Source organism: Pseudomonas reactans, from assembly GCF_013387025.1.
Lineage (GTDB): Bacteria > Pseudomonadota > Gammaproteobacteria > Pseudomonadales > Pseudomonadaceae > Aquipseudomonas > Aquipseudomonas reactans.
On the sequence record NZ_JACAQP010000010.1, the window covers coordinates 59,360 to 78,551 of the forward strand.

The window sequence follows — 19,192 nt, forward strand, 5'->3', positions numbered from 1 at the left end:
TCTCTATAAAAAATTGAGGAGCACATCAATGCGCGTCATTCTGCTGGGAGCTCCCGGGGCCGGTAAAGGTACTCAGGCAAAGTTCATCACTGAAAAGTTCGGCATTCCACAAATCTCCACCGGCGACATGCTGCGTGCGGCCGTCAAGGCTGGCACCGAGCTGGGCCTGATCGCCAAGAGCGTGATGGACAGCGGTGGCCTGGTGTCCGATGACTTGATCATCAACCTGGTCAAGGAGCGCATCAGCCAGGAAGACTGCAAGAACGGTTTCCTGTTCGACGGCTTCCCACGCACCATTCCCCAGGCTGAAGCCTTGGTGAAGGCCGGCGTTGAGCTGGATGCGGTGGTTGAAATCGCGGTGGAAGATGAAGAGATCGTCCAGCGTATTGCCGGTCGTCGCGTTCACGAAGCCTCTGGCCGCGTATACCACACCGTCTACAACCCGCCAAAAGTGGAAGGCAAGGACGATGTGACCGGCGAAGACCTGGTGCAGCGTAAAGACGACACCGAAGAAACCGTGCGTCATCGCCTGTCGGTCTATCATTCCCAGACCAAGCCGCTGGTGGACTTCTACCAGAAGCTGTCCGCTGCCCAGGGCAAGCCGAAGTACAGCCATATTCCTGGCGTCGGCTCGGTTGAAGCGATCACGGCCAAAGTGCTGCAAGCACTGAGCTGATCCCTCGACGGGCTTCACGGATAACGGCCCGCTTGCGGGCCGTTGTTGTTTATACTGGCGCACTTTTTTTCGACTTGGACATCCACACCGATGAGCACCCTGCTGGCCCTGGACACCGCGACTGAAGCTTGCTCCGTTGCCCTGCTGCACGATGGCAAGGTCACGAGCCACTACGAGGTGATCCCGCGTCTGCACGCGCAGAAGCTGTTGCCAATGATCAAGCAACTGTTGGAAGACGCCGGCACTACGCTGGCCGCGGTGGATGCCATCGCCTTCGGCCGTGGCCCGGGTGCGTTTACCGGTGTGCGTATTGCCATTGGTGTGGTGCAGGGGTTGGCATTTGCGTTGGAGCGCCCGGTATTGCCGGTGTCCAACCTGGCCGTACTGGCCCAGCGCGCCTTGCGGGAACATGGCGTTCATCAGGTTGCGGCGGCTATCGATGCGCGCATGGATGAAGTGTATTGGGGCTGCTACCGCGAAACGGCAGGCGAGATGCGCCTGGTGGGTGTAGAAGCCGTGCAGCCGCCTGAGTCATCCGTATTGCCGGGTGATGCCAGCGGTGACTGGTTCGGTGCCGGCACCGGTTGGGGTTATGGCGAACGCATCGCTGTGCCGTTGATTGGCCAGGATGCTGCGATGTTGCCGCATGCTGAAGATTTGCTGACCCTCGCGCGGTTTGCTTTTGAACGTGGAGAGGCAATTCCTGCAGACCAGGCAGCACCCGTTTATCTACGCGATAAAGTGGCTCAGACCAAAGCCGAACGCGGGATTATTTGACTTCAAAAATGATGGCAATTTGAGGCTAAATTCACCAATCGTCAGAATTTGGCCCCGCTTTTAAACCTTTTTCAAATTATGTGTTCTAGTTATCACCAGAGCATTTGCGCACCACGGATGATGCTGCCAAAATGCCATTACTGATAGCGAGTTCGCGCCCATGCGTATTGATGGCTTTTCCTCACAGTCCTACCCAATCAAGCGCAAGCCGCGTAAGGCAAACGTCACGGTAGACGAGTCTGTCGAGGATTCGCCGGACTTCATCGAGGTCCAGTCCGACGCGCAGGCCAACGCTCAAGCCCGTATCAGCGGTCTTCCCGCCCGTCAGCAAGACATGGTATTCCCGCGCTCCATGAGCAAAAGCGTCGCCACCGCCCTGGCCAGCTACCTGACCACCGCCGGTTTTGTCGAATGGGATATGGAAGTGCTGGGCCTCGACATCCACATCTGATGCGGCTGCCTTACTACCTCGGTTGCCCGTCCTGGAGTGAAAACGCCTGGCGCGAGTACCTGTACCCCGCCGACGCCCGTTCCAGCGACTACCTCGCGCTCTACTCCCAGGTCTTCAACGCCGTTGAAGGCAACACCACGTTCTATGCACGACCCTCGGCCGCCACGGTGCAACGCTGGGCTGAAATCATGCCCGACGATTTCCGTTTCACGGCCAAGTTTCCCGGTGATATCAGCCACAGCGGCAACCTGATTGAGCAGCTACCGGCTGCGGAAAGCTTTGTGGGCTTGATGAGCCCCCTGGATGAACGGGTATCGCCGTTATGGTTGCAACTGCCCGCGACGTTCACGCCGCAGCGTCTGGGGGAGCTGGCAGGCTTCATTGATGGCTTGGAGCGGTCCATGGCGGTGGAAGTGCGTCATTCGGAATTCTTCGCCAAAGGCGACGCCGAGCGCATGCTTAACCGCTTGTTACGGGACCGGGGCGTTGAGCGCATCTGCCTGGACCCGCGCGCGTTATTCAGTTGCACGTCTACATCGGCCGCCGTGCTGCACGCCCAATCGAAAAAACCCAAGGTGCCGCCACGGCCGGCGGCACTGACGCAATTTCCCCAAGTGCGTTTTATCGGTCATCCCGAATTGGAAGCCAACGACCCGTTCCTGGTGCCGTGGGTGGAAAAAGTCGCCGGTTGGATTGAAGAAGGCCGCACACCCTACGTGTTCCTGCACACCTCGGATAATCGCCTCGCCGCACAACTGGCCCTGCGTTTCCACGACCAGCTGACGTTGCGCCTGCCGGGTCTGCCGCCGCTGCCGACCTTGGATCGTGCTCCCGCCGTGGAGCAACTGGGGTTACTCTAGGACTCTTTTCCCGCCAGGAGCCAGACATGGATGCCCAAACCCTTCGCGCCGAAACCTTCAAGGCCTTGCACGAGCGTGACCGCGCGTTCGTGATGCCCAACCCGTGGGATGCAGGCTCTGCCGTGATGCTGGCCAGCCTGGGGTTTGAAGCCCTCGCCACCACCAGTGCGGGCTACGCGTTCAGCCTGGCGCGCCCGGATGCGGAAGGGGCGTTGTCCTTGGAAGACACCTTGATCAACGCCGGCATGATTGCCAATGCCACGGCGTTGCCGGTGGCGGCGGACCTGGAAAACGGCTTCAGCGACACTCCCGAAGGCTGCGCCCAGACCATCCTGCGTGCCGCCGCCAGCGGTATTGTCGGCGGCTCTATAGAAGATGCCACGGGCATTGCCGCTGACCCGATCTATCCTTTCGACCTGTCCGTCGAGCGTGTGGAAGCCGCGGTGGCTGCCGCGCGCAGCCTGCCATTCCCGTTCACCCTGACGGCCCGTGCGGAAAATCTCCTGCATGGCCGCCTGGATTTGCCCGACACCATCCGCCGACTGCAAGCCTACGCCGAAGCCGGCGCCGACGTGCTGTATGCGCCGGCCTTGCGCAGTGCCGAGGAAGTGCTGGCGGTGGTCAAGGCGGTGGCGCCCAAGCCGGTGAACGTGTTGATGTCCGGCGGCTTGAACCTGAGTGTCGCGCAATTGAGCCAGATGGGGGTGCGGCGGATCAGCGTCGGATCGGCGCTGGCGTTGGCTGCTTATGGTGAGTTTTATCGCGCGGCCCAGGAAGTGTATGAGCTGGGCACGTTCACCTTTACCGAACGCAAGATGCCGTTCAGCCAGGCGAACGCGTTCTTCAAGAATTGAGTCAGGCGGCCAGGCGCAGGTTCTGGGTGACCAGCGGGCGTGCCCAGTAGTAGTCGAAGTCGAGCGCCTTTTGCTGAGCGACCAGCTCTTCGGTCGGGTACGGCGTGGCAGCCGGCGGCAGCAGGTCCAGTTCGAATTCGGCGATGGGCAGGTGCAGTGGGCGTGGCTCCGGCGCCGGGCCTGGCTCCGGCAACGGTTGGCCGGCGGTTAGCACGATTGGGCGCACCCAACCGCTTTCGAAGTTCTGCTGGCGCTGCTGGGCGACGATTTCTTCTTGCGGGAATGGCGTGGCAGCCGGTGGCAGCAGCTCGGTTTCGAACTCGGCGATCGGCAGGAACAGTGGCTCCGGTGGGGCGATTTCGGTGTCTTTCACGTCGCACTCACGCTGGGTGAGGATCTGCGATAACAGGTCGGCACCGGCGCTGGGTTCGGCCGCTGGGTCCACCGGTGCTGGCGCCTGGGCCGCCAGCGCCTCCGGCATTTCGCCGAGCTGCTCGGCCAATGCCCGGGCGAAGAAGTCCTGCCACACATGACTCACCCCGGCCAGCGCTTGAGTATTGCGCAGGCCGTAGTGGTTGTGGGTCGGCAGTACACCGATGGTTAGGGGAAGAATGTCTGACATTTTTCTCGGTCGACGCTCAGCTCTGGCAAAATACCTGACTGTTATTTTTATCGGCCGCTGTTTGCCGATCCTTAATATTTTTGAGCGTAGTAATTGATGAGCGAACAACCAGCGGCCAGCCGCATCCAGGTCGAGGCCTTGGGCGAAGGGTTCCAGGGCCGTGCCGAGCAATGGGCGTCACTGCTGGGTTTACCGATGCACCTGGCGGATGCGGACTTTTCCCTGCAAGTGGGCGAGCATGGCCTACAGCTGCAACAGCTCGGGCCTGACGCGCCGGGGCCGGTGCGGGTGGATTTTGTCGAAGGCGGCGCGGCGCATCGGCGCCTGTACGGTGGTGGCAGCGGGCAGATGATCGCCAAGGCGGTGGGCATCGCCCAAGGCGTGCGTCCACGGGTGTTGGACGCCACGGCTGGCCTGGGCAAGGACGCCTTCGTGCTGGCTAGCCTGGGCTGCGAGATGAGCCTGATCGAGCGCCAGCCGCTGATCGGTGCCTTGCTCGAAGACGGTTTGGCGCGTGGCGCGGATGATTTTGAGGTGGCGCCGATCGTGGCGCGCATGAAATTGCTCAAGGGCAACTCCATCGACGTGATGCGCAATTGGGAAGGTGAGCCGCCCCAGGTGATCTACCTCGACCCGATGTTCCCGCACCGTGAGAAAACCGCCTTGGTGAAGAAGGAAATGCGCCTGTTCCGGCCACTGGTGGGGGATGATCCAGACGCACCGGCGCTGTTGGCTGCCGCCCTGGCCCTGGCCAGCCACCGTGTGGTGGTCAAGCGTCCGCGCAAGGCGCCGTGCATCGAAGGGCCTAAGCCGAGCCATGCGTTGGATGGCAAGTCCAGCCGGTATGACATCTACCCCAAGAAGGCGCTCAAGCCTTGAATCGCTATACCACTTTGGGCTGGGCGCTGGACCTGTGGCGAGGGAGCTTGCTCCCGCTGGCGGTCTGACGGTGTACACATCCGTTCATTGGGTAACGGCGGCTTAGGGTTCCGCCCTTACGGCGGCTCACTTTGGAAAAGCCGGAATGCCGGCCCAGCCCAAAGTAAGCAAAACGCTCTTGNNCGCCGCCACGCGCCATCCATGGCGCGGGGCGGCTAAACCGGCATCCCTGCCGGTTTACCCCCCAAATCCCTGCCGAATTCCGGCCAGCGTGTTTGACGGGGCGCCTAAGATCAAGATCAAAAGCAAGAGCACAGCGGCCTGACAGCCGGCTTGAGTGGTTGAAGCAAAAGCTGGTGAGCTGGCTTGCCAGCGATGAGGCCGTCCATGCAACCGGGCTTCAGGGTCTATAGGCCCGCATAAACAACCCCACCACCTCCTGCACATGGGCTTCGGCGGCTTCTTCACTCAGTTGCCCGCCGCAGCCATACAGCAAGCAGAAATTCGCCGTGCCCTTGAGCAGGCAGAAAAAATGCTCGGCCGCCGTAAAGGGCTTGTCGATGCTCAGTGCGCCGCTCTGGTCGATCTTGCCGAGCAAGCGCTCCATGCCTTGCAGCATGCGCATGGGACCGGCCTCGAAGAAGATCTGCGAGAGTTTCACGTCCTGATTGCCGGTGGTCATCATCAGGCGATGCAGGTTGACCGATTCCTCACTGTTGATCAGGCGATGGAACCCCCGCGCGATATTCAACAACACAGTCTCCACGGGCATGCCCGCAGGCAACTCGAAGTACATCACCGGCAGTTGTTCTTCGCACTTGGCTACCACGGCGGCGGTGAACAACGTCTCTTTATCGTTGAAGTGGCTGTACACGGTCAGTTTCGACACGCCGGCCTCAAGGGCCACTGCATCCATGCTGGTACTGGCGTAGCCGTTGCTCAAAAACAGGATTTTCGCTGCTTCGAGGATTGCCTGGCGTTTTGCCATGTCCTTGGGACGCCCGGGGCTATTGGTATTGACTGGATTGTCGGACATTTTCACCTTTAATACTGGACTGGTGAGTTTGGTATTAATAACATGCCCGCCAGTATAATTATTCCTAGATCTATTTGCGAAAGGTCCTACAGCATGCGCAGCACCTTCCTGCCCTTTGCGTTGCCTATCAGCCTGATCTTCCTGTTGGCCGCCTGCGGCCATGAAGAAGCGGCCCAGACTACCATCCGACCGGCCATGGTGGTGCAGCCGCAGCCTTCTTCACAGTCGATGGACAGCTACCCCGGGGAAGTGCGCGCCCGTTATGAGCCAGACCTGGCCTTTCGCATCGGTGGCAAAGTCAGCAAGCGCTTGGTGGAAGAGGGCGAGCGGGTCAAGGCCAACCAAGCGTTGGCCGAACTCGACCCGCAAGATGTGCGCCTGCAACTGGAAGCGACCCGTGCCCAAGTCGCCGCCGCCGAGGCCAATCTGAGCCTGGTGCGCGCCGAGCGTGACCGCTACAAGACCCTGATGGACCGTCAGATGGTCAGCCGCTCTCAGTACGACAATTCCGAAAATCTCTATCGATCCGGTGAGGCCCGTCTCAAGCAGATCAAGGCCGAGTTCGATGTGGCCAGCAACCAGGCCGGCTATGCGGTGCTGCGTGCGCCACAGGATGGCGTGGTGGCCAAGCGTGCTGTGGAAGTCGGGCAGGTGGTGTCCGCCGGCCAGACTGTGTTCACCCTGGCGACCGATGGCGAGCGTGAAGTGCTGATCAGCTTGCCGGAGCAGGGTTTTGGCCGCTTCAAGATCGGCCAGCCCGTATCGGTCGAACTGTGGAGTCAGCCCGACCAACGTTTCAGCGGTCGCATTCGCGAGCTGTCGCCGGCCGCCGATCCAAAGTCGCGTACGTTCGCGGCCCGGGTGGCATTCACTGGGGGCAAGGTCCCAGCCGAACTGGGCCAGAGCGCCCGCGTGTTCATACAGGTTGACGGCGATATTCCGCTCTCGGTCCCACTGTCGGCCCTCAGCGCGGAGAATGGTGCGTCCTACGTCTGGCGTGTGCAGCCCGACAGCACCCTCAAGCGCACACCGGTGCGCATCGGTGCCTTCGGTGAAAAAACCGTTCCGGTACTGGAAGGTTTGAGCCCTACGGATTGGGTGATTGCTGCCGGTGTACATGTGCTTCACGAGGGCCAGCAAGTGCGCCCTGTGGATCGCTCCAACCGTGTGGTGAATCTGGCGGCCAAGGAGTAGTCCCCGATGGGTTTCAATCTTTCCGAATGGGCGTTGCGTAATCGCCAGATCGTCTTGTTCCTGATGATCCTGCTGGCAGTGGTCGGCACCTTGTCCTACTCCAAACTGGGACAAAGTGAAGACCCGCCGTTCACCTTCAAGGCCATGGTGATCAAGACCAACTGGCCTGGCGCCACGGCCCAGGAAGTCTCGCGGCAAGTCACTGAGCGCATCGAGAAAAAACTCATGGAAACCGGTGAGTACGAGCGCATCGTCTCGTTCTCGCGCCCCGGTGAATCCCAGGTCACCTTCATGGCCCGCGACTCTATGCATTCGGCGCAGATTCCTGAGCTGTGGTATCAGGTGCGCAAGAAGATCAGCGATATCCGCCAGACCTTGCCACCGGATATCCAGGGTCCGTTCTTCAACGATGAATTCGGCACCACCTTCGGCAATATCTACGCCCTGACCGGTGATGGTTTTGACTACGCGGTGCTCAAGGACTACGCCGACCGCATCCAGATTCAACTGCAGCGCGTGGCGGATGTGGGCAAGGTCGAGTTGCTGGGCTTGCAGGACGAGAAGATCTGGATCGAACTGTCCAACCTCAAGCTGGCCACCCTCGGCTTACCGCTGGCGGCAGTGCAGCAGGCGTTGCAGGAACAGAACGCTGTCTCCACCGCCGGGTTCTTCGAAACCCCGAGCGAACGCGTGCAGCTGCGCGTATCGGGTAACTTCAAGACCGTGGAAGAGATCCGCAACTTCCCGATTCGCGTGGGCGACCGTACCTTCCGCATCGGCGACGTAGCCGACATCCACCGTGGCTTCAACGACCCGCCGGCACCGCGCATGCGTTACATGGGTGAAGACGCTATCGGCCTGGCCGTGGCCATGCGTGATGGTGGCGACATCCTGGTACTGGGCAAAGCCCTGGAAGGAGAATTCGCACGCCTGCAGAAGAACCTTCCGGCCGGTATGGAGCTGCGCAAGGTGTCAGACCAGCCGGCGGCGGTGAAAACCAGCGTCGGCGAATTCGTGCAGGTACTGGCCGAAGCGCTGGCCATCGTGTTGCTGGTGAGTTTCTTCTCCCTCGGCGTGCGTACCGGCATGGTGGTAGCCCTGGCGATTCCGTTGGTGCTGGCGATGACCTTTGCCACCATGTATTACCTGGGCATCGGCCTGCACAAGATTTCCCTCGGCGCCTTGGTGCTGGCGCTGGGTTTGCTGGTGGACGACGCGATCATCGCCGTGGAAATGATGGCGATCAAAATGGAGCAGGGTTACGACCGGCTCAAGGCCGCCAGCTTTGCCTGGACCAGCACCGCATTCCCGATGCTCACCGGTACGCTGATCACCGCAGCGGGCTTCCTGCCGATTGCCACGGCGCAATCGAGCACCGGCGAGTACACCCGTTCGATCTTCCAGGTGGTGACCATTGCATTGCTCGCCTCGTGGGTGGCTGCGGTGGTGTTTGTACCCTACCTGGGGGAAAAACTCCTGCCGGACCTGGCGAAGATTCATGCGGCCAAGCACGGCACCGATGGCCCGGATCCCTACGGCACACCCTTCTATCAACGCGTAAGACGCCAGGTGGAGTGGTGCGTGCGTCGGCGTAAAACCGTGATCGTCCTGACCCTGCTGCTGTTTATCGGCTCAGTGGCGCTGTTCCGTTTTGTGCCTCAACAGTTCTTCCCGGCTTCCGGCCGCCTGGAGCTGATGGTGGATCTGAAATTGGCTGAAGGGGCGTCCTTGAGCAACACCGCCGACCAGGTCAAACGCCTGGAAGCCTTGCTCAAGGAGCACGCGGGCATCGACAACTACGTGGCCTATGTCGGCACCGGTTCGCCGCGTTTCTACCTGCCGCTTGACCAACAACTGCCGGCCGCCAGCTTTGCCCAGTTTGTCGTGCTGGCCAAAACCATCGAGGAGCGTGAAAGCCTGCGCACCTGGCTGATCGAAACCCTCAACGAACAATTCCCTGACTTGCGCTCACGGGTCACACGCCTGGAGAACGGTCCGCCTGTGGGCTATCCGGTGCAGTTTCGCGTGACTGGCGAACATATTGAAGAAGTCCGCGCCCTGGCTCGGAAAGTCGCTGCAAAGGTTCGCGAAAATACCCACGTGGTCAATGTGCACCTGGACTGGGAAGAACCGAGCAAGATCGTCTACCTCAATATCGATCAGGACCGCGCCCGTGCCCTCGGCGTGAGCACGGCCAACCTGTCGAAATTCCTGCAGAGCTCGTTGACCGGGTCCAGCGTCAGCCAGTACCGCGAGGACAACGAGTTGATCGAAATCCTCCTGCGCGGCACGGTGCATGAGCGCACCGAGTTGTCGTTGCTGCCCAGCCTGGCGGTGCCTACGGACAATGGCAAAAGCGTAGCGCTGTCGCAGATCGCCACCCTGGAGTACGGCTTCGAAGAAGGCATCATCTGGCACCGCAACCGTCTGCCCACGGTGACTATCCGCGCGGACATCTATGGTAAAGAACAGCCGGCGACGCTGGTCCAGCAGATCCTGCCGACCCTTGAAGGCGTGCGCGCTGAACTGCCGGATGGTTACCTGCTGGATGTCGGCGGTACTGTGGAAGATTCCGCCCGTGGCCAGAACTCGGTAAAAGCTGGCGTGCCGTTGTTTATCGTGGTGGTGCTGACTCTGTTGATGCTGCAACTGCGTAGTTTCTCACGCACGGCGATGGTGTTTCTGACAGCACCGCTGGGCCTGATCGGTGTGACATTGTTCCTGCTGGTCTTCCGCCAGCCCTTCGGTTTCGTGGCCATGCTGGGGACCATTGCGTTGTCGGGGATGATCATGCGCAACTCGGTGATCCTGGTTGACCAGATCGAACAGGACATCAAGGCGGGTCTGGCGCCCTGGCAGGCGATTATCGAAGCCACGGTCCGACGCTTCCGACCGATTGTGCTGACAGCCCTTGCGGCGGTGCTGGCCATGATTCCGCTTTCACGCAGCGTGTTCTTCGGCCCGATGGCCGTGGCGATCATGGGTGGATTGATTGTGGCGACGGCGTTGACATTATTATTCTTGCCGGCGCTTTACGCGGCTTGGTTCCGCGTCAAGAAGGAGGTCCAATAATATAAGTTGGGGAGGGCGTGTGTAAAAGTTCATGCGCCCGATAACGACACGCAGTGGGAAATGCCTGACACCGGATGACTGCTGTTGCAGTCTACGTGTCTCCCACCGATTTAATTAGAGTGCGGGAAGTTTTTTTTCTACGGTTTTTATAATTGAAGTGTTGGTGTCGGCCAGTGGTGTAATGCGCTGCAGTGTGTGGTCCAGATGGGTGACGGAGTTCGTATATAAGTGGCACACAAAACTGTCCTCCCCGGTGATTTTGTAGCACACAACACACTCAGTCATTTGCGCAAGTAACTGCTCCACCACCTGAAAGTTTCCCGTCAAGGGTTTAACCCTTACCAGTGCTTGCAATGCAAAGCCCAGTGCCTGGGCGTCTAACTCTACGCTGAACCCGCTGATGACTCCCGCGACCTCCAAGCGCTTGAGGCGTTCGCTGCAGCCTGGCGCGGACAGTCCTACCTGGCGGCTCAGTGCGCGAATCGATGCGCGGGCATTGTGATGAAGGGCAGTAATCAGCGCGCGATCAATCGGGTCTAGTTTTGCATCGATCTTTGTAAGCTTTTTCATTAGATGGACCTTACGAACATTGATGAAATAGCATGAAAATCTTACATACCACGATTCCGTAAAAAAACAATGGCTTTTTTGAAAGCCCCTGCCTATTGTTTTTGCCAGCAGTCGTAGGCAGTACTGCGTTGCTCTTTCAACTTGATCTATTTGTCGAGGGATTGAAATGAACTACGTACTTGATGAGGCTCGCCTGCAAGACCATCACGCTACTAACTTTCCTGAATCAAGCGTATTTGCACTGCGTCATGAGTTTGCCCGCAACGGGTTTATAAAAGTGCGCAATATTGTCGACGACGACCTGCGCGAAAAGATAACGCGTGAGGTCAACAGCCTGATCGACCGCCAGCTTGAACGTCGCGACTTGCACCTGGCAACCACCGACAATACGCCACGCTACATGAGTGTAGTGCGCAGCGAGTTCATTGCTGAAAACAGCACGCTGATCAACACGCTGTCCAAGTCCAAAGGACTGCTGGAAACCTTGTCCCAGATCGCGGGAAATCAACTTATCGCGTCTGTTTCCAAGGATGAGGAATATTTGATCACCAAGCAGGAGCGCAAAGGCGATACCCACGGTTGGCACTGGGGGGATTACAGCTTTGCACTGATCTGGATTATCGAAACACCCCCGATCGCCAAGGGCGGGATGTTGCAATGCGTACCCCATACGTCATGGGATAAGTCCAACCCGAGAATTCATGAACTGCTGTGCAGCAACCCGATTGCGACATACGGCTTCGTGACGGGGGATATTTACTTCCTGCGCACCGACACCACCCTGCACCGCACCATCCCGCTTAACGAAGATGCGACGCGGATCATCCTCAACATGACGTGGGCTGCTGAAAAAGACCTCTCTCGCAACCTGCACGGCAATGATCGCTGGTGGGAGGACCAGCACGTCGAGGCAGCCAAGAGCTTGACCTAAAGCGCATCTGTTTAACCCACGGGATGATGATCATGCATGACATTCAATGTCTCCAGCGCGCCAGTGCCTTGCTGAAACAAGCGCAATCACACGCCGCCATGGCCGATTTGGTCAGGGCGGCTGTCGCTCGCAATGAACAATGGCGCGGGCAGCAGTGCATCAATCTCGTGGCCGCCGAGTCACCCACAAGCCCATCGGTGCGTGCGCTGCTGTCGAGCGAAGTCGGCACGCGTGCATCGGGTGGGCATATTGGTCGGGACAACCGTTTTTTCTCGGGGATGAAAAATATCGACGAACTGGAGTCGCTCTGCGTGGAACTGTTGAAAACCACTCTGCGCGCCCGGCACGCCGATCATCGTCTGATGGGCGGAATGGCGGCAGTGCTCGCAGCGTACACGGCGCTGGCCCGGCCCGAAGACAATGTCATGACGGTGCCGGTGATCAGAGGGGGCGATACCAGTAACCGAACCAATGGGCCTCCCGGTGTCCGCGGGCTTAAGGTGTGGGACATTCCCTTCGTGCACAAGACCGCAGACATTGACCTCACGCGTTTCAGCGAAATTGCGCGTGCCTTGGAGCCTGCGGTGATTGGGCTGGGCATGACCTTGACCCTCTTCCCTTTACCGGTGGCCGATATCAAGGGCATCGTTGCGCCGTGGGGGGGCAAGGTGTATTTCGACGCCGCTCACCAACTGGGGCTGATTAGTGCCGGATTGTTTCAGGACCCGCTAGCGGAAGGGGCGGATTTGATGACGGGCTCTTCCGGGAAGACCTTCAGTGGCCCCCAGGGCGGTGTGATCGTGTGGAATGACGAGACGCTGACCCCGGCAGTGCACGAGGCCATTTTCCCGACCCTGACCGGTAGCCATCAGATCAATCGGGTCGCGGCACTTGCCGTGGCGGCCACCGAAATGCTGGAGTACGGGCAGGCCTATATGCAGCAGGTGGTGAGCAATGCCCAGGCGCTGGCCACCCACCTGGATCGCAGAGGCGTCACCGCGTTTTATCGGGACCAGGGTTACACAAGGACGCACCAGATCGTAATCGACTCAAAACCCTTCGCCAGTGGGCGTGATGCGGTGCAGCGCCTGGAGGCCGCCAATCTCATCGCCAATGAAATGCCATTGCCTTGGGACACAGATCCCTACAAGGAAACGGGCATTCGACTGGGGACCGTCGAGGTCACCCGGCTGGGCATGAAAGAGCCAGAGATGGCGTGGATTGCCGAGCAGATTGCCAAGGTGTTGCAGCGCAAGGCAGACCCGATGGCCGTTGCCAATGGTGTGATCGACTTTATGAAGAACCACCGGACGGTTTACTACTGCCACGAAAATGGATTGCCTCGCTAAGTCGTCACGCGCGCTGGCGCGAAGGAGCATCGTATGCCTGATACCCTGCTGCCCATTTACCAAGCCGTGCTGGCTTTCGCTATCGCCGCTATCGCTTTGCTCGCCAGCCCAGGCCCTGCCACGCTGGCATTGGCGGCAAGCGGGGCGGCCTATGGCATGCGGCGTTCGACGCGTTTTTTTGTCGGAATCACGCTAGGACTGGTGATCGCCATGACATTGGTCGCCACGGGCCTGTATGTGGTGCTGCACCGTTTCCCGATGCTGGCGACGGCGCTGACGGTCATCTCCATCGCCTATATCTTTTGGCTGGCCTACCGCATTGGTACTGCGCCGCCGATCGAGCAGGTGCAGTCCGCAGTCACGCCGGGCTGGGGCGCCGGCTTTGTGCTAGGTGTTGCGAATATCAAGGCGTATGCGGCGTTCGCTGCATTGTTGGGCAGTTTCACCTTGGGCACGGCGCCTGCGTGGGAGCAGGGTACAAAGGCGTTGATCTGCCTGTTGGTGTGTGTGGTGTTCGATTTTTTGTGGCTGTTTGCCGGCAGCCGGATGCGCAGGTTGTTCATCCATCCGACCTGGAGCCGGCGACTTAACGTAAGCTTCGCGATTTTGATGGTAGCGACGGTTGCCTGGTCGTTGACGCTGGCGCGGTAGCGCTATCGGTGCAAAGGCGTTCGATCATTTTCGCCCGAGGATAATCTTAATGTTTGGGACCGTTTCTGCACTGGTGTTGTTACTGGTCGTGCCTGGACCGACCAACACCTTGTTAATGCGTGCAGGGGTGCTTTTTGGCTTCTGGGCTTCATGGCGTATGGCTTTTATCGAATGCCTGGCTTATTTGCTTCAGGTGTCGGTCTGGGGCGTGGCGTTGTTCTATCTGTCGGCTTGGTCACCGTGGACGGTGAAGGTCGCGCAGTTGGCGGCAGTCTGCTATCTGCTGCGACTTGCCTACACCTTGTGGCAGCACAAGAACAGCACGGACGGCCCGACCCGCGACCGTTTCTCCGGGCCCTATTTCTTCTGGCTGACGGTCTTGAACCCCAAGGGCCTGCTGATCGTGTCGTTTATCGCGCCGGTCGGCACTTTTGCCACGTTGCCCGACTATGTCGGCTTCATGATCACGCTGGCGCTGGTGGTGATACCGGTAGGGTCTGCCTGGATCGTGCTGGGCAGTCGTTTCGAAGGGATTCAAAAGGCCTGGCTGACACCGTTGAAGATCAATCGGGCGACGTCCGTGGCTATTGGCTGCTTCGCTACGATCATGATGGGACGGCTGGCTGACTCGGTCCTTCACTGAGGCATACACATGCCGATGCAAACGACGCTCCAGGATCAGGGAACGTTGCATCCATGGCATTCCACTCAGACTTGCCTGATGGACAGGCGCAGATTCTGGCTTTGCTTGTTGGCGGCCAGGTTCTTTCAATGAGTTTATGGAGTGTCACATGTCGTTTTTTAGTGCGATTGCAGCGTTCAAAGGTGCGTTTCTCGGTGCTTTGGTGGGCAGTCAACTGCCTCGCAAAGGCTATGAGCCGGCTACACCTCAGAGGCCAGGGTATGGAAAACCCTGCCATCATCACACCCAATCGAATCAGTTCGGTTACAACCACCCTCGACCAGCCAGGCCCGGGGACTACCATCTCCACCCACAGATGGGCGTTGAGCAGCCGTTGCCGAGCCGACCTTTGTATCCGCTGTTTTCGTTGAATCGCTAAAGGACTAGCGTAAGACCGTTGCGCCCAAGTCCGTTGCGAGCGGTTTGGGCGCACCGAGTGAGTGCGTTACAGCGCGCCGAAGACTTTCTTCGCCAGGCTGGTCGCGGCGGCCGCCGGGTTCTCACGAATGGTTTCTTCCTGCTTCGCAATCATCTTGAACAACCCGTCCAGCGCCTGCTCGGTCACGTAGTTCTCAACGTTGGCGCTCTTGGCATCCACCGCGCCAAAGGCCGCGGCCTTGCCGGCCAGAGCGTTGTACTGCTGGGCCACACCGACCTTATCGGTAGCGGCCTTGACGATCGGCAGGAACTTGGCGCGGATCTGTTCGCGGCTGCTTTTGTTCAGGTACTGGGTGGCCGAGTCCTGGCCACCGCTGAGGATGCCCTTGGCGTCTGTCACGCTCATGTTCTTGACGGCATTGACCAGGATTGGCTGGGCCTGAGTCACGGCGGTTTCGGCGGCTTTGTTCATGCTGGTTTCCAGCTGGGTCACCTGGTCACCCATGCCGAACATTTTCAGTTTGTCGGCAACTTTTCCCAGCTTGCCAGGCAGGCCGATCTTCACCTCAGGGTTGTTACTGAAACCCCCGGGCACGCCCAGTTGCTTCACGGCGATCTGCGCGCCTTGGGTCAGGGCATCCTTGAGGCCACCACTGGCGTCGCCCTGGGACAGGCTGCTCAAGTCCAGGGCCATGGCGTTGGCGCCGAGCAGCAGGCCGGCACACAGGGCAGTAAAACGAAGGGAGTTACGGAGCATGGGCGCTTCCTTTTTGATCTGGCTTAAGTTCTAGAGACTGTCAGTGAGCGACAGCATCAACCCGCAGGCGCAGGGGTTGCGCGTCTTGGCCATTGAGCTGCACAGCGTGCCGTTCGGTGGTGATAAACAGTAGCTTGCCCTCCACTTCGATGCGAGCGCTGACCGAATAAGTATGGCCAGGTTTGACTTGCGTCGGGTCGTAGCTCAGGTGAAACGGCAGCGGTACCTGGCCTTTGACCGGGCCTTTCTGTTCGGCCAGGGTTACGGCCGGAGCGTCCATCAGCGACACGTCCTGCAGGCTGACGCTCAAGGTCGCTGTCGGTGGCAGGGCGATGCGTTGCAGGTAGAACACTTCGCCATCAAGGCTGGCTTTGGGGGCAGGGCTCATGGATTGGCAGGCTCCGAGCAGGGCGGTCAGGCCCAGGAGGATGATTTTTTTCATGGTGTTGCTCCTTTTCAACGGCACCGGAATCCATCCGGCGCCTCTTTAAATCTAGCGGGTTTCTTCAGGTGCACTGGCTTCGGAGTCGACAGATGCTTCGGCGGCGCCATCCACGCGATGCAACGCCACCTGGCGGATCGACAGGCGAATCTCCGCCGGCAGCACGCGTTTTGCCGCGCCTTCGGCCAGTTCGCCGAGCAGGTCGTGATAACTCAGTTTGCCGGCCTCGTCACGGCGCAGCACATCTTGCTCCAGCAAGGTCTGGATGAAATGTCGGAAAAGGCTCTTGTCGAAGAATTCCGGGGCGTTGAGGCCGTGCAGGATCGACAGGCGCTGGGCCATGATCGTGCACAGGTCTTCCAGTTCTTCAGCGCTGATACTGCTCTGGCCGCTGTTGAGCAGCAGCGAAATCGCCATGTAGAAGCGTTGCAGGGTCTGGGCAATGCTCTTGGACAGCAAGGTCAGCAGCACAAAGTGCCGCGAACTCGGCGCCGGGCGCAGGTACACGTTGTTTTCGAAACGCAGCAGGCCCTGCTCGACAAAAGCCTCCAGCCATTGGTCGATCACCGTGTCCAGTTCTTCCAGCGACCAACGAATGAACAGTTCCGATTGCAGGTACGGGTACAGCGCGTGGGTGTAACGCAGGATCTGCTCGCGGCTCATCCGCGAGCTGCTCTGGAAGAAACTCGCCAGCAGCGCCGGCAGGGCAAAGATGTGCAAAACGTTGTTGCGGTAGTAAGTCATCAGGACGGCGTTCTGCTCGTCCAGGTACAGAATCTTGCCTAGGGCATCACTCTGCTCCGACAGCAGGTCCATGTCCTTCACATGCTTGATCAGCGCCAGGCCATCGCCTTCGGGCAAGGTGGTGTGAGGCGAGTAGGGCACGCGGCGCAGCAACGCCAGGTACAGGTCCAACTGGCGCGCCATGGCTTGTTCGTCCAGGGCCAGGCGGGTGGTGGACAGCAGTGCCAGGGCCACGAGGTTTACTGGGTTGACCGCAGCGGCTTCGTTCAAGTGGCGTGCCACCTGTTCGCCGAGGCGGTTGGTGGTTTCGTTGAGCCAGGCCGGCTTGTAGTTCGGACCCAGTTCCTGGGCACGCCAGTCCGGTTGCTCGCTGTCGAGGAATTCGGCCAGCTTGATCGGCTCGCCAAAGTTCACCGCGACCTGGCCAAAGCGCTGCTTGAGCGCGCCGACCACTTTGAAAATATCGAAGATCGACTCTTTCTTCTTGCTCGCGCCGCGCAACTCCCCTAGGTAGGTGCGGCCTTCGAGTACGCGCTCATAGCCGATATACACCGGCACAAACACGATCGGCATGCGCGAAGAGCGCAAGAAGCTGCGCAGGGTGATTGCCAGCATCCCGGTCTTTGGCTGCAACATGCGCCCGGTGCGCGAGCGACCGCCCTCGACGAAGTACTCCACCGGGAAGCCCTTGGTGAACAGGGTGTGCAGATATTCGTTGAACACCGAGGTGTACAGCGGGTTGCCCTTGAAGGTGCGGCGCATGAAAAACGCACCGCCACGGCGCAGCAGGCTGCCGATCACCGGCATGTTCAGGTTGATCCCGGCGGCGATGTGCGGCGGGGTCAGGCCGTTCTTGAACAGCAGGTAGGACAGCAACAGGTAGTCAATGTGGCTGCGGTGGCAAGGCACATAGATGACCTCGTAACCCTGGGCAACCTTTTGCACACCTTCGATATTATTGACCTTGATGCCGTCGTAGATCTTGTTCCAGAACCAGCTCAACACCACTTCGAGGAAGCGGATCGCCGTGTAGGTGTAGTCCGAGGCGATCTCGTTGCCGTAGCGCAGGGCCTGGGCCTTGGCTTTTTCCGGGCTGATCTTCTCCCGCTCGGCTTCATCGGCAATGGCCTGGCGCACCAGCGGCATGTTGACCAGGCCCTTCACCAGGTTGCGCCGGTGGGACAAATCGGGACCGATCACCGCCGTCTTCAGGTTACGAAAGTGCACGCGCAGGATGCGTTGAGCCATGCGCACGGTACGTTCGTGACCTTTATTGTGCTCGATCAATTCACGCAGGTTGATAGGCGCAGAGAATTGCACGCGGGTCTTGCGACCGAGGATCAGGATGCTTAACAGGCGGCGTAGACGCCCGGTGACTGCCCAGCTGTCGGCGAACAACAGCTTCCACGGACTGGACTCGCTCTCGGGAGACTGGCCCCAGAACACACTGACCGGAATGATTTGTGCATTCTCTTCGGCGTGTTCGGTGAGGGTGTTGACCAGACGGGTCAGTGTGGGCGGCGCGCCGCGCTTGTCCTGGCGACCGAGCCAGTCCGGTTCCGGCGTGAGGTAGAAGAACGCCGCCGGCTCCATCAACGGGCCGACCGATACCGGCAGCACCGGGCGCGGCAAGCCGGCTTTGGTGCACTCGGCGTCGACCACGGCCAATTCGGTGAGTGAAGGCGATTGCAGGACGTAGAACACCGGCCGGCTGCGGTCCAGGTTGAGGGTCAGGGACGACTGGTTGATCGTCTCCGAGCGAACCCAGAGGTACAACAGTCGGCGCAAGGTGCCGAACACTAGACGGCGGAACGGGGAGCGGGTCATAGGCGTGCTGCTTCAAGTGGAAAAAACCGAGCAGGCGCTCGGGCGGGTAGTGTGCCGTATTCGCCGAAAATCGGCAAAAAAGCAGCGATGTAAACTTGAGTTGATCGTTTTTGAGCCTGTCTTATACTCGGCAGTTCAATGCGAGCGACTCAACAATAAAAATGCATGTGGGAGTAAGACAGATGGCAACGCGTGAAACCGGCAATGTGAAGTGGTTCAACGATGCAAAGGGCTATGGGTTTATCCAGCGCGAAGACGGCAAGGACGTGTTTGTGCACTACCGCGCCATTCGCGGTGAAGGCCACCGCTCGCTGGCCGAGGGCCAGCAAGTGGAATACGCCGTGGTGACCGGCGAGAAGGGGTTGCAGGCGGAGGATGTGGTCGGCCTGTAAGGCCGTATGTAGGAGCGAGCTTGCTCGCGAAGATCGCCAACGATAACG

At 59.6% G+C, this 19,192-nt stretch carries 19 protein-coding genes; 13 read left to right on the top strand and 6 right to left on the bottom strand.

Annotation, left to right across the window (positions count from 1 at the left end):
* The first annotated feature begins 28 nt into the window (after nucleotides 1–28).
* The 5 genes from adk to HX793_RS12705 all read left to right on the top strand — a co-directional run bounded on the left by adk (nucleotide 29) and on the right by HX793_RS12705 (nucleotide 3,618).
* Nucleotides 29–676 carry an adenylate kinase gene (gene adk, locus HX793_RS12685; RefSeq protein WP_010212617.1) on the top strand — a complete coding sequence of 216 codons (648 nt, stop codon included), beginning with the start codon at nucleotides 29–31 and terminating at the stop codon, nucleotides 674–676.
* Between the two features lie 90 nt (nucleotides 677–766).
* Complete coding sequence (gene tsaB / locus HX793_RS12690; RefSeq protein WP_177096373.1) at nucleotides 767–1,453, top strand: tRNA (adenosine(37)-N6)-threonylcarbamoyltransferase complex dimerization subunit type 1 TsaB; 687 nt, start codon at nucleotides 767–769, stop codon at nucleotides 1,451–1,453.
* Between the two features lie 160 nt (nucleotides 1,454–1,613).
* On the top strand, nucleotides 1,614–1,904 hold the full coding sequence (locus HX793_RS12695; RefSeq protein ID WP_016979856.1) for a hypothetical protein: 291 nt from the start codon (nucleotides 1,614–1,616) through the stop codon (nucleotides 1,902–1,904).
* Nucleotides 1,904–2,764 (top strand): DUF72 domain-containing protein, encoded by an 861-nt coding sequence (locus HX793_RS12700; protein WP_177096374.1) that lies wholly within the window; start codon nucleotides 1,904–1,906, stop codon nucleotides 2,762–2,764. Before HX793_RS12695 ends, HX793_RS12700 begins: the two co-directional genes overlap by 1 nt.
* Before the next feature lie 26 nt (nucleotides 2,765–2,790).
* Complete coding sequence (locus tag HX793_RS12705; RefSeq protein WP_177096376.1) at nucleotides 2,791–3,618, top strand: isocitrate lyase/PEP mutase family protein; 828 nt, start codon at nucleotides 2,791–2,793, stop codon at nucleotides 3,616–3,618.
* A gap of 1 nt (nucleotide 3,619) precedes the next feature.
* Here HX793_RS12705 and HX793_RS12710 read toward each other — a convergent pair whose 3' ends face one another.
* Nucleotides 3,620–4,240 (bottom strand): energy transducer TonB, encoded by a 621-nt coding sequence (locus HX793_RS12710; protein WP_177061459.1) that lies wholly within the window; start codon nucleotides 4,238–4,240, stop codon nucleotides 3,620–3,622.
* Between the two features lie 96 nt (nucleotides 4,241–4,336).
* Here HX793_RS12710 and HX793_RS12715 point away from each other — a divergent pair, with 96 nt between their 5' ends.
* Nucleotides 4,337–5,119 carry a class I SAM-dependent methyltransferase gene (locus tag HX793_RS12715; protein ID WP_177052525.1) on the top strand — a complete coding sequence of 261 codons (783 nt, stop codon included), beginning with the start codon at nucleotides 4,337–4,339 and terminating at the stop codon, nucleotides 5,117–5,119.
* 400 nt (nucleotides 5,120–5,519) lie between these two features.
* Here HX793_RS12715 and HX793_RS12720 read toward each other — a convergent pair whose 3' ends face one another.
* Nucleotides 5,520–6,155, bottom strand: a complete 636-nt coding sequence (locus HX793_RS12720) for a TetR/AcrR family transcriptional regulator (protein ID WP_016975819.1) — start codon at nucleotides 6,153–6,155, stop codon at nucleotides 5,520–5,522.
* Between the two features lie 93 nt (nucleotides 6,156–6,248).
* Between HX793_RS12720 and HX793_RS12725 the strand changes: the two genes are divergently transcribed.
* Both HX793_RS12725 and HX793_RS12730 read left to right on the top strand, forming a co-directional pair.
* The gene (locus HX793_RS12725; RefSeq protein WP_177050789.1) at nucleotides 6,249–7,349 is read left to right on the top strand and encodes an efflux RND transporter periplasmic adaptor subunit; all 1,101 of its coding nucleotides are present in this window, start codon (nucleotides 6,249–6,251) and stop codon (nucleotides 7,347–7,349) included.
* A gap of 6 nt (nucleotides 7,350–7,355) precedes the next feature.
* Nucleotides 7,356–10,421 (top strand): efflux RND transporter permease subunit, encoded by a 3,066-nt coding sequence (locus HX793_RS12730; RefSeq protein WP_177096378.1) that lies wholly within the window; start codon nucleotides 7,356–7,358, stop codon nucleotides 10,419–10,421.
* A gap of 114 nt (nucleotides 10,422–10,535) precedes the next feature.
* On the opposite strand, the gene HX793_RS12735 is transcribed toward HX793_RS12730, so the two are convergent.
* Nucleotides 10,536–10,991, bottom strand: coding sequence for an Lrp/AsnC family transcriptional regulator (locus HX793_RS12735; protein ID WP_016975822.1), 456 nt, complete (start codon nucleotides 10,989–10,991; stop codon nucleotides 10,536–10,538).
* A gap of 166 nt (nucleotides 10,992–11,157) precedes the next feature.
* Between HX793_RS12735 and HX793_RS12740 the strand changes: the two genes are divergently transcribed.
* From HX793_RS12740 to HX793_RS12755, 4 genes are read left to right on the top strand one after another with little or no spacing between them, the layout of a single operon-like run.
* The gene (locus HX793_RS12740) at nucleotides 11,158–11,922 is read left to right on the top strand and encodes a HalD/BesD family halogenase (protein ID WP_177050793.1); all 765 of its coding nucleotides are present in this window, start codon (nucleotides 11,158–11,160) and stop codon (nucleotides 11,920–11,922) included.
* A gap of 32 nt (nucleotides 11,923–11,954) precedes the next feature.
* Nucleotides 11,955–13,271 carry a serine hydroxymethyltransferase gene (glyA, locus tag HX793_RS12745; RefSeq protein WP_256348260.1) on the top strand — a complete coding sequence of 439 codons (1,317 nt, stop codon included), beginning with the start codon at nucleotides 11,955–11,957 and terminating at the stop codon, nucleotides 13,269–13,271.
* 33 nt (nucleotides 13,272–13,304) lie between these two features.
* Nucleotides 13,305–13,922, top strand: coding sequence for a LysE family translocator (locus HX793_RS12750; protein ID WP_016975825.1), 618 nt, complete (start codon nucleotides 13,305–13,307; stop codon nucleotides 13,920–13,922).
* Between the two features lie 49 nt (nucleotides 13,923–13,971).
* The gene (locus HX793_RS12755; protein WP_177096380.1) at nucleotides 13,972–14,565 is read left to right on the top strand and encodes a LysE family translocator; all 594 of its coding nucleotides are present in this window, start codon (nucleotides 13,972–13,974) and stop codon (nucleotides 14,563–14,565) included.
* A gap of 484 nt (nucleotides 14,566–15,049) precedes the next feature.
* On the opposite strand, the gene HX793_RS12760 is transcribed toward HX793_RS12755, so the two are convergent.
* The 3 genes from HX793_RS12760 to plsB are packed head-to-tail and all read right to left on the bottom strand — an operon-like array spanning nucleotide 15,050 to nucleotide 18,752.
* A complete protein-coding gene (locus HX793_RS12760) occupies nucleotides 15,050–15,739 on the bottom strand; it encodes a DUF4197 domain-containing protein (protein WP_010212601.1) in 690 nt (229 codons plus the stop codon).
* A gap of 40 nt (nucleotides 15,740–15,779) precedes the next feature.
* Nucleotides 15,780–16,181 carry a YbaY family lipoprotein gene (locus HX793_RS12765; protein WP_177096381.1) on the bottom strand — a complete coding sequence of 134 codons (402 nt, stop codon included), beginning with the start codon at nucleotides 16,179–16,181 and terminating at the stop codon, nucleotides 15,780–15,782.
* A gap of 51 nt (nucleotides 16,182–16,232) precedes the next feature.
* On the bottom strand, nucleotides 16,233–18,752 hold the full coding sequence (gene plsB / locus HX793_RS12770) for a glycerol-3-phosphate 1-O-acyltransferase PlsB (protein WP_177050808.1): 2,520 nt from the start codon (nucleotides 18,750–18,752) through the stop codon (nucleotides 16,233–16,235).
* Nucleotides 18,753–18,934: 182 nt separating this feature from the next.
* Between plsB and HX793_RS12775 the strand changes: the two genes are divergently transcribed.
* Nucleotides 18,935–19,144, top strand: a complete 210-nt coding sequence (locus HX793_RS12775; protein WP_003219353.1) for a cold-shock protein — start codon at nucleotides 18,935–18,937, stop codon at nucleotides 19,142–19,144.
* The last annotated feature ends 48 nt before the right edge of the window (nucleotides 19,145–19,192 follow it).